The organism is Patescibacteria group bacterium (assembly GCA_034520665.1).
Lineage (GTDB): Bacteria > Patescibacteriota > Patescibacteriia > JAXHNJ01 > JAXHNJ01 > JAXHNJ01.
In genome coordinates this window covers 19,364-33,214 of sequence record JAXHNJ010000002.1, presented here as the reverse complement: position 1 = coordinate 33,214, position 13,851 = coordinate 19,364, and the positions used below count along the sequence as shown (strand labels likewise).

Annotated in this window: 12 protein-coding genes and 1 pseudogene; 3 read left to right on the top strand and 10 right to left on the bottom strand. The window is 36.7% G+C overall.

The features are described from left to right. The first annotated feature begins 43 nt into the window (after positions 1-43). Genes U5L76_02480 through U5L76_02470 form a run of 3 tightly spaced genes read left to right on the top strand, consistent with a single transcriptional unit; the run spans position 44 to position 3,587 of the window. Positions 44-1,651: a glycosyltransferase family 39 protein gene (locus U5L76_02480; protein MDZ7798463.1), complete on the top strand. Its 1,608-nt coding sequence runs from the start codon at positions 44-46 to the stop codon at positions 1,649-1,651. Further along, positions 1,638-3,155, top strand: a complete 1,518-nt coding sequence (locus U5L76_02475) for a hypothetical protein (protein ID MDZ7798462.1) — start codon at positions 1,638-1,640, stop codon at positions 3,153-3,155. The genes U5L76_02480 and U5L76_02475 overlap by 14 nt, the downstream gene beginning before the upstream one ends. Before the next feature lie 9 nt (positions 3,156-3,164). Next, complete coding sequence (locus U5L76_02470) at positions 3,165-3,587, top strand: hypothetical protein (protein ID MDZ7798461.1); 423 nt, start codon at positions 3,165-3,167, stop codon at positions 3,585-3,587. A 23-nt stretch (positions 3,588-3,610) separates the two neighbouring features. Here the strand turns inward: U5L76_02470 and U5L76_02465 are convergent, their stop codons facing one another. The 10 genes and pseudogenes from U5L76_02465 to U5L76_02420 form a co-directional block, all read right to left on the bottom strand. After that, positions 3,611-5,863: a hypothetical protein gene (locus U5L76_02465; protein MDZ7798460.1), complete on the bottom strand. Its 2,253-nt coding sequence runs from the start codon at positions 5,861-5,863 to the stop codon at positions 3,611-3,613. A 1,323-nt stretch (positions 5,864-7,186) separates the two neighbouring features. Next, a pseudogene (locus U5L76_02460) lies at positions 7,187-7,597 on the bottom strand (major capsid protein). A 38-nt stretch (positions 7,598-7,635) separates the two neighbouring features. Next, entirely contained in the window at positions 7,636-7,956 is a 321-nt protein-coding gene (locus U5L76_02455; protein MDZ7798459.1) for a major capsid protein, read from the bottom strand. Between the two features lie 13 nt (positions 7,957-7,969). Next, on the bottom strand, positions 7,970-8,251 hold the full coding sequence (locus U5L76_02450) for a head decoration protein (GenBank protein MDZ7798458.1): 282 nt from the start codon (positions 8,249-8,251) through the stop codon (positions 7,970-7,972). 653 nt (positions 8,252-8,904) lie between these two features. Further along, a complete protein-coding gene (locus U5L76_02445; GenBank protein MDZ7798457.1) occupies positions 8,905-8,979 on the bottom strand; it encodes a hypothetical protein in 75 nt (24 codons plus the stop codon). A 144-nt stretch (positions 8,980-9,123) separates the two neighbouring features. Continuing rightward, a complete protein-coding gene (locus tag U5L76_02440) occupies positions 9,124-9,396 on the bottom strand; it encodes a hypothetical protein (GenBank protein ID MDZ7798456.1) in 273 nt (90 codons plus the stop codon). 891 nt (positions 9,397-10,287) lie between these two features. Beyond that, the gene (locus U5L76_02435; GenBank protein ID MDZ7798455.1) at positions 10,288-10,539 is read right to left on the bottom strand and encodes a hypothetical protein; all 252 of its coding nucleotides are present in this window, start codon (positions 10,537-10,539) and stop codon (positions 10,288-10,290) included. Positions 10,540-10,837: 298 nt separating this feature from the next. After that, a complete protein-coding gene (locus tag U5L76_02430) occupies positions 10,838-11,083 on the bottom strand; it encodes a hypothetical protein (protein MDZ7798454.1) in 246 nt (81 codons plus the stop codon). Positions 11,084-12,397: 1,314 nt separating this feature from the next. Beyond that, entirely contained in the window at positions 12,398-12,757 is a 360-nt protein-coding gene (locus tag U5L76_02425; protein MDZ7798453.1) for a hypothetical protein, read from the bottom strand. Positions 12,758-13,264: 507 nt separating this feature from the next. Further along, the gene (locus U5L76_02420; GenBank protein ID MDZ7798452.1) at positions 13,265-13,690 is read right to left on the bottom strand and encodes a terminase gpA endonuclease subunit; all 426 of its coding nucleotides are present in this window, start codon (positions 13,688-13,690) and stop codon (positions 13,265-13,267) included. Between the last annotated feature and the right edge of the window lie 161 nt (positions 13,691-13,851).

Here is a 13,851-nt window from a genome sequence, read left to right as displayed (position 1 = left end):
ATGGTTATTTTGTAAACAAATATAAAAGTGATATAATATCCTTATGTTAACTAAATTTTACAGAAAGGGGCATAAAATACTTATTACGGCATTATTTTTTTTATTAGTAATTTTCTTTATATTTTACTCACTTTTCGCCTTTAATCATGTCCACAAATTCTCCTCGCCCGACGAAACCCTTAATCACTTTTTTACTAAGCATTTTATAGAAAATACTAATTTTAAATATCAGGAGCCGTTAAATCAAGAGTTTAATGGTTTAGTCAAGCCGAGAAGCTTCTCTTATCATCATGGCTATATAGTGCCTGGTTCTTTTCTGGGCTTGCCCTTGATCTATGGTTTTTTTGGCAAGATTTTTGGTTCTTGGATTATTTATTATCTGGGCCCTTTAATCGGCTCAGTGGCCGTTTTTTTCTTTTATTTGTTTTTAAAAGAAATTTTTATCAAGAAAATTGCTTTTATAGCCAGTCTCTTACTTTTTATCCAGCCGGTTTATGTTTTTTATGCCATGCGGCCGTTTTGGCATAACGGTCTCTTTGTCGCTTTTTTAATTATCACGGCTTACTTTTTTATTAAAATGGTTAAAAATTCAAGCTGGCTTAACTATTTATTTTTTGGTATTTTTTTGGGACTAGCTCTGATCACTCGCACCTCAGAGATTTTCTGGATTTTATTATCAGCTGTAATAATTTTAGGTTTTAATTATAAAAAATTAAATTATAAATATTTGATATTAGCGGCCATTGGTTTTTTAGTAATATTGACTCCTTTATTATATTTTCAAAACCAGACCTTTGGCCAGGCTTTAACCACCAGTTATACCAAAAATATTACTGCTTCTTCTGGCAGTGAAAGCGGTTTGAGTGCCAAGAATTTTATGAAAATACTTTTACCCTTTGGTTTTAACTCGGATTTATTTGTGAAACGTTTTTTTGATTATTCTTTTTATTTAATGTTTCTCTGGTTTGGTTTGTCTTTTTTTGGCTTAGTTATAGTTATTAAAAAATTTATAAAGAAAGAGGTAAATAAAAATATATTTAGCTATTCATTGTGGTTTTTATTGGTCTCGGTTTGGCTGATGATTTATTACGGTAGTTTTAGATTCATCGAGTTCATCAGCCAGGGCACCACCTTAATTGGTATATCTTACGCCCGCTATTGGCTACCTTTGTATGTTTTTTGTCTGCCTTTGGCCGTTTATTTTATTTTCAAGTTTTTTCGAAAATACCGTTTTAATAAAATTATTACCACTTTACTTTTATCGTTAATTATCTTTAGCAGTATTTATATTATTTTTCTGGATGATTACTACGGTCTTAAGGTCATGTTATTTACTAAAAGTCAAGAAGGTAATAATAAGCTTGATTATGTCTTGGAAAATACGGGGGAAAATGCTATTATAATAGCCGGAGCTAATGATAAGCTTTATTTTCCCGACCGCCAAGTGATTGGCTATAATGGCTCCAGATTAACTGCTTCTCTTCAAAATAAATTGCCTCAGTTATACGAAAAAGCGCCTATCTATTTAGACGGCAATTTAGCTTCAAACCTCGATGAAGTAAATAATAATTTATCGGTTTACCGTTTAAGTTTTGAAAAAATTGATCCAAATAATGAAATCTACCAGTTAACCAAAAATGACCAAAAATAAATACCATTACTATTTAAAATTTATTAATATCAGCCTGGGGGTTTTGGGCTTTTTAATTTTGTTTTGGCTAGTTAACAAAAACTACGCTTTAACCGGTTCGGTTACCTATACTTGGCAGCCAGAAGATATTGGCCAGAATAATATTATTAATTTAGATACCAATGATAGTGTTAAAGGATTATTAGATGAAGATAATGAATTAAAGTGGTATCAGAATACAGATAATTTAAAATTCACGGCCAAGTTATTACGTAATTTTGATCAGGTTAGTTTGGAGATATTTCTGGATAACATATCCCAGCCCGATATTGAACTTTTAGCTCAGGGTGGAGTGGAAAAAGGGGAATATAGAGCAATAATCAGAAATAAGTTTTTAGACAACTTGAATTGGCCTTTTATTAATAACACTGAAAATGAATTAAAATTATGGCAGAGACCAAATATTGATAGTAATAAAATAAAACAATATCAATCGGTTGATAATTTTTTAAAAGATGAAAATCAAAATGTGGGTATAATTGGAATACCAAAAGGAAATTTTTATCATATTCCAAACTATGAATCAAGTAAAAAGGTCAGAACAATAAAGCACTATTTCAGAGGATCACACACTCTCTATACTTATATTGATAACGAAAAATTCAGTTTATCTTTTGACAAAATTGATTTAAACCGTAAATTCAATGGTGATATCTTAAATTTTAGAATGTATTTAGGGGATCAACTGGTTTATACCCAGACCATAAAAGATGACGGAGAAGACAAGGCTACTAATGAAAACGGGCCTATTCAAAAATTTGAGATTAATAAATCTAATCTTGAAACCGGTCTGTATCGGCTTGAGATAGATGCCAATGAAGATATTTTATTTGGCAATTTAAAAACATTTCAAAAATATTTTTATTTTAATAGTAAAATTTTTTTGGCTGATGGTCCGGAGTATTTTGCTGATAATGAATTTAAGGAATTAAATATAAAAACTAATTCAGAGAGGATAAATTTTGTAGCTATTCATGAAGATGCTTTAGATCAAAAAATAAATTTAAATAAAAACTTAAATAATAATCAAAACCTAAGGCTAAAGAATGCCAATGAAGAATACTATTTTGAAGATTTAACCGAAAATAGCATTTTTTCTCTAGCCAAGGCAGATATTTATATAACCGGCAAAGATTTTATTTTTGAAGAATTTGATTATTTGCCGCAAGTAGATATTTATTATACCACCGAAGACATTGAAAATAATTTGGAAGAAATAAATTATGTATTAGCAAAATACCAACCAAAAGATACTTTTGGGGATATTATTATTTCAGAGAATTATAATTTGGATAATCTAATGAAATATGATGATAAAATTTATTTTAATTTAAGAATGCCGGGTCTTTATAGTCATAATGCTCAAGTAAAGATAGATTATATCAAAATGAAATTAGAAGGCCAGCCCTTAAATATTAATTCAGTAATTAATAGGTTAAAAACACTAATTAAAAAGATATTTTAATTTAAGAACATGAATTTAGAGGAAGATAATAAAATAATAAAAAGATTATTTATAAAAAAATTGATTTATGTAGCTTTTGTTAATTCTCTAATTTTTTATTTACTTTACTATTTAATTGAATTATTATCGGATGGTTTTGTAACCAAATTTTATAATTTAAATTATCATCTTTTATTGGTTATAGTTTTCGGTATCTTAGCTATTGGTTTTAATGATTCAAATAAGAAGATTATTGAAGATAATGAAATTAAAAAAACACGAAAATCTATTATCTTAGAATATATTTCAGTGATTATTATTACTTTAATTTCAGTATTAGTAATTTATTATAAAACCAGAGATCTTGGCAATTTAAGTTTTTTAATTTCTGCTTTATTGGGGTTATTAATAATTTTAGTTTCTTACTTAATAATGAAAATAGATAAAAAATAAAAATACATATTTTTATTCATTTTTTAATAGGTTATTTTAAAGTCATCAATTAGCATTTGAATATTAGATTCCGGGCAGCATCCTCCCACACCCAGTCGAAAACCATAAAGCGGGGAATGAACATAATTATTTATTTTTAATATTTCTTTTTCATCCTGATATACATACAGGTGGCTGTTTTTTATCTCTAATTTCATTTTTATCCATTTTTCATTTGGCAAATTATGCGGAAAATTAATTTTTTCATTATTATGGTATAAATGTCCGGTATAATGGTATGGTAAATAAAAGCTGTCGTTTACTATTAACTTAGGCTTGTAGAAGTGATCTTTGTTTTTAATAAAATCAAAATAGATACTAACAAATCCTTCGGACCAATTTTTGACTTTTATCCAACCTTCAACAGAGGCTTCTATTTTTGGGGTATTGAATAGCTTAATTAAGCCATTGAAATTTTGTCCTGGTTGAAAGTTTATTTGCGCCGAGTGTTTACCTGTGTGTGAGTCTTTAGTGATAGTAATATCATTAAAAGAGCCATAGAAATTATCCCATTCATTTATATTATTTTTTTCAAAGTTGGAGATCCAGGTTTTATTTTTACTATCTGGCTCAAGAATTTGATAGATTTGCAGTTTATTATCGTTATGTATTAATTCTTTATAAGGTATAGAATAGGCAATATAACTGATCATATTACTGTATTCGTTTGCACTTAAAAATTCCTTATTAATGATAATATATTTAATATTATATTTTTTTAAACATAACTGACTATTTATTCTTTGATAATTAATGTCTTTGGTGGCGATAGTTTCTTTTAAAGAATCAAAATTACTATAATCATCTATTTTTAAACAAGAACAGGCCTCATCTTGTTCAAGTGTATTTAATCTGAGAATATTATTTTTACTAATATTATTATTTTTAGAATCATAAATAATAAGCGGAGTTTGGATAACATTATTATCTGAAATTATACGGGCTAGATCATCGTAGTATTGGGGGTAAGAAAAGTTTTTAGATTCTTTATAGTTTAAGCTTAGAGTGAAAGTGTCATGTTCTGAGATTTCAATTTTTTGGCCTAAGCTGTCTTTTAATATAAAATCAAGTCTATTTTCACCTGGTTTAATATTTTCAATTAAAGTTTTTATAATTGATCTTTTTTGACTTAGGTCAAAATTTTTAATCTCATTATTATTTAGTTTTAATGAGATTTTGCGATTTGGTTGACTGGAACGAATATTTAAAGTAAGTGCTATATTTTTATTATTTGCACTATAATTATTGATTAATAAGCTTGGATTGTTTTCTGAAGCATCAGCCACAAATTCGCCGGTATTAAGTAGTCTAGTATCAGTCCAACCGTTATTTTTTTGTAGAATTACTATGTCATTATTTTTTGAGGGCAAAACTTTATAAGCCAGACCATGATTATCATTTATAACTTTTTTTACCTTAATATTATCTTCAATAAAATTTCTTATTTTTACCCAATTATCAAGTGTAATATCTTTGCCGATAAATTGTTTATTGAGAATAATATATTTAATATTATTTTCATTAAGTGTTTTATTACTGATAAGAGGTATGTCTTGTTCTATAAAACTATTGGTAGGACGACCGTACGGCAAGGCATAAATTAGATTATTGACTACTGGTGTTCGGTTGGCTTTTTTGAAAAGTTCTGGATTTTCTCGGGCAAAGTGAAAGCCGGCCACATAATCTTTTCCGTGCAGAGTTTTATAATATTTTGACATAGAGCCAACGCCATGGCTTATATCTATAGTTGGCAGAAGAATTTTATAATCTGATTTATCTTTGGCCATCTGATGGTAGATCTCGGGAATCTCAACGGAAGTGGTATTAGGTACGGCCCAAAAATCAATAATAATAATCGAAAAAAATATTAGAAAACAAATTTTTAGTAATGTTTGCTTGTTTTTAAGTTTTTGAAAAATATAAGAAAAACCAAAGGCGCTGATTATAGAAATTGACAGCGAAGCGTAAATAAAGGCTCGGCCGACAGATCTTATGTTTTTGAAAAAAGGAATATAATGGTAAATAAATAAATAGGGCAGAGGAATTTTTGGCTTAATTGTACCAAGGACATGGAGGAAGGGACCTAAAGATATAATAAAAAAGAAAAGAAAAACAAAAAGCCAAAACTTTAAATTTTTATATTTCTTTCTAATAAAGAAAGAGAACAAAAGAAAAAACAAGCCAGTTAAGCCAATATAAATTGACCATTCAGAGGCATTTCCCGTAAAGTGCTCCATAATTGAATTTTGAAAGAAATTTCCCACCAAAGGTCCAAATTACAAGCTATAAAGCCACTAAGATGCAGCTATGACTGGCTATTGCGATGGCCGCAAAAAGCATAGTTTCGTTATTGTTGCCTTGATACAGAGACAAGGAAGCCAATCACCAGGACAAAACCCCACTACCCAGAGGGTAGTAAGAGAAAATATCACGACACAGCAAAAAGATATTCTGCTCCTCAAGGCAGGCTATTTAGTTTGTGCATTGCAGGAAATGAAGTTGGGTTCATGCTTATCCTGCATATAAACAGAATTCTGCCTTGAATTAATGTCTCTTTTGTTTTAAATGAGTATTTGCCCATATAGACAGCACTGTAGTCCTTCCTGGATCAATCCCTGTAATGAACCTTCGCGATAATATTGTTGAATATATGGCCAACCATGGCTATGCTGATTATGTTGCAAGCTTTCAGATGTTATTTTAATCTTTGGTGGCTTCAATCCCAGCAATGAACGACAATCTGCAAATGGGAAAATAATACGCTCGCCACTTTTTCGCACAACGATGTGGACCTCAAAGCCAGCACATGTGCATTCAGCAACAATCGTGCTGGACGTGATTTGGTTGATTACATATCTGGCAATATAATAACAACATCCCGACTATGGGTATGCTCAAAGCTGACGCTCCAGCAGGCCCAGCCCTTAAGCTGGTTCATCTAGTCCCTCAAAATAAAAATTCATTTCTGTGCTTACCGTTTGACGCAGTGCTTAACTGGATAATCCCACAGTTCAGAGAAATGACGCATACTGATCTGAAGCGGGAAACTTATATTGGCGACAAAACTTGATTGTTATGTTATAGCTAAACCAATGGCGACCGACCAAAACTCTACCGCCGTTGATCGGTATAGATTCTTATTGAAAAATATATCTGGCCAGCCTGGCTCACTAGGCAGTCAACAAGTTTCTTAGATGCCATATGTTATGCCTTAGACTATGCACGACGCTGAAGCCGTTCGTACTGCCGGACAGATTACATCTTTAATGAGCAACACCAAGCCCTTTCTTGGGCAGCCTAGGACCTGCACCAACCCTTAACACCTAAGTCTTATCAATTTATCCGCCTGCCAGCTTAACCAACACCCCAGGCCGATAACAAATTGACAGCGGGTTGGATTGTGTATGAATGCGCACGCCGTTGAAAGCTACTTTTGACTTCTTGCTTGGCATATATTACCTGACCCAAGGTATTTGCTGTTTCCAGAAAGTCACGGGCGCGACAGTTTGAAAAGTGTTTTGTGTACCCATAGGGAAAGCATGAGGCCTCGCCAGGCTGGATCAATGCTTGATCGCGTTGCTATCACTCACACAGGCACGATATTCCTCAAAGGTGATACCTGCAAAGGTAAAATGATTGCGCATGTCATCACGTAACATGGCGCCTGATTGCCAGCGTTCATAAGCTTCTTTAACCTGCGCATGACCAGTAAGCGTATCAAAAAATTCGCTTGAGGTAAGCACATGCACGTAAGTCATGGTATTCCCCTTTAGTTGTCTTCGATATGACGCTTAATATCAAGACAAAGTTTTTTAACGTCTGTCTTAAATAAATTTAAAATTGAAAGATTTTTGCTTCATGTCAAATTCATCAAACCAGTCGTAGATAAGACTGCCATCTGCGTCGGTAACTTGGCCCTTTAATGCACCCATCCGCTGATATTCTAATGTGATCGCATGTTTGTTGCGCATGGTTTGCCGTTTGTCATTCATAAGCTGTGCGAGCTGGCTTAGCTCAGACCACTACCAAACGCACGGATACTCTGATATTCATCTGGCAATATTTCACCATCAAATGGAATATGAGGAATGTGAAACGAACGCACATGTCGCTTTGCATTAATATATTTGGTTCCATCTGACCCCACAGGCTTTGTGGGTAACAAATTGAGCTGTCCTTGTTTGAATTCAGCAACAATCGTTCTATCACGGACACCCTTCTCAGGGAACAAGTTTAATTCTCGTAATCGACCATAACTGTTAGGCAGCAGGTTAATGGCTTTTGTTAATGTTGCTGTTTCAAAGGCTGGATTGTTGAATGGGTTTTGCATACTACTCTCCTGTTTACAGACGAACTAGAATGCCACGGGCTTCTAGTTGTTGCTTAATGACTTCAATCGTTTCTGACTTGGTTTGCGGCCAAACAATACCGGTTTCTTTGGCAATGGCATGACGAGCAATAATAAGATATTTGCTCTCTTTTTTTGTTGCAGCAATCACGATAGCTCTGGCTTGCTCGCTGCCATCATTTGCGCCATTAAGCTTGAGCGGAACCCACTGACCCGTTTCTGTTACTTGTCCAAGCAAACTACCAATAGGTAAACCCTCCTGGTTTATCTCTACCACTTAGCGGCTAAAATAGGCATCTTCTTCCCAGTGCAATACATCACCGATGTATTTTTCTTCACGTAATTCATTCATTTCGCATCTCCTATGTTTCGTTTTTTTGCATCATCAATTAATGGACTCGATGACTCATTCATAAAATGATGATGATTATGGATAGATTTTGTGTCTTGGCCAACATCGAATCGTCTTTCTCTTGCTTGGCTAATATTAAGCCCAAGCTTACATAAACCTAGCTGCTGCATCTACCATATTGACCTGTTCGCATAATGCCACAATGGCTTGACAACGCTCCCTCTCTTGTTGAGTGCCGTCATGTGATAGTTTTTCTATCTGTTTAGGCACATTTTTAAACCCACTAACATCAAACTGCGCTACCATTTTGTTACTTGGCGTAATGTGATGAATAAACTACATGTAACGCTTCTTGTGCATAAACCAGGTTTCATCATTCATCCCAGTTTTGAATTTTTTCCTCAGGTTGATTGCTGGCTAGCACATAAGCCTTAACCAGTGAATCCGTTGTTTTATCCAAAGTATCCGCTGATTTGCGAAGTTCTTTTGCATCGCCTGAACACTTGTAAACGGGTTATGAATCATCATTAAAGCATTTTCAGCCATGTAGATATTATCACCCGCCATGGCAATCATCTTCATAGAAGTGCGATGCCATCTATATAAACATCAATCTTCGCTTTATGTCGATTCAAGGCATTATATATAGCCAAGCCATCAAATACACAACCGCCCGGACTATGATGCGAACAGTGATGTTATCAGCTTTATCAAGTGACTCCAGGTCATGAATAAGCTGTTTGGCAGTAATGCCATTGGACCCTATGTTATCGTTAAAGATGAAGTTGTTCTTGCATCTATTCCTCCTCGTTAATTAAATGTTGTGTCATACGTTCAGTTAAAGTCTGTATGCTTCCCTTTTGGTCGGTGTGTGATGCATCCGAGTCAAAGATTAAGTTAAATGCTTCGCTCCTCGCTTTGTCTTCTGCGATAGTGTTATCCAGCGTTTCAACATCCTCGCCTCGACGGGCAACGACATCACCACGCGACTCAAACCCCGCGCGCACTGCCATCACATCGGCCATGCAATCTTTGACTGGATCTACCAATCCCATTTGGGCGGCTGCCAATGAATAGTTTGATCAGCCTGCTTGTTGGCCTTATAATCTGGAATGGCGAGTGCACCACTGGCAACAGCATAATCCATCCGCTTGAGCGCAATAGGACGACAGAGCTGGTGAATAATGATGATATTGCAGGCTTTCGACTTTACGACGGAACTCTAAAAGCCCAGCACGAATACTGGAATAATTAACCCCACGCAGATCGCCTGATAACTGTTCGTACGTAACACCAATACCCGCAGCCATGCCACGTAACTGTTGCTTGATCCAAGCCTCATGACGTGGCCCAACATCCGCTGGTTGGGTTAGCTCAGGGGTTTTCTCCATCAAGCAATTGAATAACCAGCCACAGGATTCAAGTTGCGCAGCGCCACATTATCGTCAGTTTCGCCCTGCATCAGACCCGATACTTGGTTCCGTAAAGTCATCTCCTGACCAGACGTTCCATCGCACCACACAACATGTGCGGCAAGCTTTTTGCGAGTCAGCTCTGGCATCTTCTGTACTCCTCAGATTGGTGCAATAAGCTTAAAACAGGTGCAAGCCAGGAGTACGCCCCGCACTTGCCCAGGGCGCAACGTTCTAAATAGATGAATCACGTTGTCCACTGGAACGCGAACTGCCTCTTGGCTCATGCTATCGCCTTCGCCAGGATGCTGTTTCAACAAGTGATAAGCAACGCGTTTACCACGTTTGTCAAACTCCACACCCATTACGAATCTGATGTCCATTTGAGAGAACTTTGTCTTCTTCAAGCAGGCGATCTGCCTCTATAATCTGTAACTGCAACGGAATAGCGCCGCATGCTTTAATTTGCGCAGGCACAAGTTGAACCAGCACCTCGCCAGACTCCATCACACTACGGCAAGCCAATGTTTGCAAACCGTAAAAGTCTCGTTAATCCAGTAAATCAATCACATTCATCAACCCATCTCGCCCGAAAGGTTTTGTATTTTCTCTCTGGTCTGTGCATCGCTTAATTGCCAGACGCGGCACGATCCCCGTGCCGAAATCAGCGTTAGCCACAAACGATTCAATCGCACTGTTGGCATAGGCGTTATTGCGCAGCACTTCTCGCGAGCGATGACGCAATGTGGCCAATGAACCAGATGTTGCCGCAATGTGGGCCGCCGCTTTGCCACCTGCCAACGACTAAACCGCCCCTTTTGTGAGGCAGCGTCGTCAGTGGGCTTTAGGGGAAGGTTTGAATAGGTTATTTAAAGATTTAAAACACGAGTTAGTAGTAGCTTCAGTATTATTTCCGTATAGAAAATATAATAAGAAATATTAGCTATGCACACTGAGGGAGAACTTATTCATGGTGAATAATGGTTTTCAGCCCTATGATTTATTATTACCTGTTCTTTTTGTCGAATTGCTCTATGCAGAACTACTAATGGATAGCTCGTAGCAGTAGCTCTTCTTTCCCAGATGCATGGAAGCTTTTTCAAGCCCGTGTTAGTTCTTCGCCAGATTCTGGTAGTGGTATTTCTGTTTGCATCAGCCGAATGAGGTGATTTTCTAAATTATTATAATGTTGTTCAAGCAGTACTGCATTGTGTTCAATCTCTCTTCTAACCACTCTATTGTATAAATGCAATCCGCCAGCCCACACAAAAATCCCGATAGTTAGCATAACATCTAAATTTGGTTGAGAACTGTTTCTGATGTCAGGATTTAATGAGTTTTTCATACATCCAGCCTGGCATAATACTTGCCACAGCCTTTGTTGCTTTTCCGCAGAGGAGATAATCTCTATCTAACAAAACATTATTATCACTGATTCTTTCGTTGAGTGTAGTCGTCTAGACCGGCACTTTCCCAAACCAGTTATTTCACATAAAACATTTTCCAAATCTTCGTGGCCAATTTTTGCATCTCCCACGCCATCCCCTCAAACATAAATACTTTATCTAATAGCAAAAATCTAGATGATGATACCCAGTAAATGGCAAATGAGAATCATTAATATTTAAAATACCCAGCAATACAATTTTTAGCTCAGATGACATATCTTCTTGCATTGCCTACCGAAAAGGCTTGAAAGAGCCGCTCGACTCTTTCCTCGCTCTAAAACATTCGTGTCTTCGATATTCTTTCTTATCAGGAATATAGACAGCTGGACTTTGCTCACTTTTAATATCGGAAGTGGCGGTCTTCTTGTTTATGCCGCCAACAACACACACAAATATAACAAAGTAAATTAACCCCTCCAACAACACAACCTAGAAACATATCAAAACCCGCACCTATGCTAGCCGCGACAATAATTAGCGTTAAATTTAGCTTTTCTAGGCTCTTAGCAAAAACAATACCCGACTGGCTGACTGGTTGTTTTCAACAAGGGGCAAATTAAAGTACCTTCGTCACTTGCTCAAAAAGATAATATCCATTCGCTCTTATTATCAGCGCGATTCAAATACTGTTTTATGTCGTCTTGTAGCTTTAAAAGTTCATTCATATTAGCCTGAGCGTAAGTAAGCTTATCGCCGTTAATTGGCACCACCACCACTCGCTTGCCTTTTGCTCAATCGAGAATAGCGCGCTTGACAGCTATTAAATCGCGTTTCGTGTACATTATTTTTTTAATTTTCATCACATTCGTTACCTCGGTTTTCGCCTCCTCAATATACTGTTGCTTTTGCCTCTGATCGTGTCGATAGAAAACACAGCAAAGTCGTTAGACAAAAGTCTTCTATCGCTTGCCAAATAGAGCCTGCAGTAACCTCTCAGGATGCTTGTTGAAAAACTCAACATGCTCTCTGGTAGTATTTAGCTACTTTTGCGCGCGAATTTTTGCTGACATAATCTGAGTTGCAAGCCCTGTCTTTCAGTCTATGCTTGGCAAGTGCTCCCCGGTTTTGCCCATGCTTTAGATAAGCCTAGAGCCTTGTCGAGAATGGCTTGACAATTTTTTCAAGAGTTTTAATTTTTATTGTATCTTCTAGCACAGTAGACAAATACCATCGGCTTTGCCAGCTTAAGCTTTTCCCTGCTGGCTGGTGTTTCATTCTCTGACTTCCGACTTTTGCTTTAATAAATCGTCGAAAACCTTGCCAGTCTTTCTAGCTTTAGCAAACGCAACATAGCTATCCATTTGCTTCTCAGCCACACGCTTTAGTGCTGTTGTCGTAAATCTATACAATGGTAATCCCAGGCCTTCAATTTGACTTACGAAAGGTGCAATTTTGGCACTTTTTTCTAGGCTCTTCGTTACCATATTTTCCGCGAACGTGTACCACTGCAGCACAATAACATTAAAGTTTCTGGGAAAACTTGCCTGAGTAGGCATGGTCTTGGAAACAATCGACCCAAGGAAGAGGCGAAGGGTTGTCTTTTTGTGATACTGCTTAATAAATTTCTTCATGATAATGCGTTGTACAGCCTCCCTTTTACGTTTAGGTTTTTCGAGCCGGATTAGCATAAACTGCAAATGTTTTTAATCTTCGACGACATGTACTGCATTGCTTCACAATCTAGGTAGTGGTTGTCTTTGGCTGTTTTAACCCATTTGGTTTGATGATTCTCGGTAATACGGCTTTCCGCGACAATTTGTTTGCAATAATCCTCTGTAATATCACATGGCAAACACCATCTCCCTGCGTTCGTATCTGGCCAATCTATACGACCACGTAACCCATCGACTTAGCTAAACTGGCATCCATATGCCAAAGCTGCAAGCGATTACGCCTTATCTTGCCTTGTTTATTAACTTCCAGTTTGTTTAGCCTTAAAAGGGCTTCTCAAGCTTTTGATGTACCTTTTAGTCGGCAAACACTCAGTTTGCGGATAGCGACTACAAAACGCATACGCCTGCCCAGTGCCATACCCTGAGTCTATCGCTGCATATTGAATTAAATTGTTTCTGATAGGTTTATGTAAAAAGCTGGTCTAAATCAGACCAAACATCTGGCTTGTCCGTCTCACCCCACAGCTCTCCATGATCAACAAGCCAAGAATTGAACTCTTTCCCCAGCCTCTTATAGCATAAACGAGAGCGATTTTCTTGCACATCAACGGTCAACGATACAAACATGTGTAGCTTTAGGTAACTCGCCCTGCTTATAATCACTACGGCAATCATGAACAGCCTGCCAACTGGGTGCATCACCTGTTTGCTCAAAAACTTCACCAAGGGCTGTATTGTAAGACGCTCATCAGCTGATTGGGAGTCATTGTCTAATTTGGCTTGTTGCAATTTTTGTGCAGTAAATCCGTAGCTTCTCTTGGCACTGAAAGAACAAAAGCCCCGACACCCAAAAAGATGCTGTATCACTGTTGTCTGTATCAGCAGTGCCAACTCATTTCCCCGCTTCCCTGTTTACATATTGCCCTGGAGCAGTACAGACTCCCTTCGCATTCAGAGGAATGCGATGCTGTCTCCTAAGTAAGCTTCCACAATCTGGACAAGCAAGCTTAGCCTCAAGTCTTGCTATATCTGGCAAAGCATCACTTGGGAAA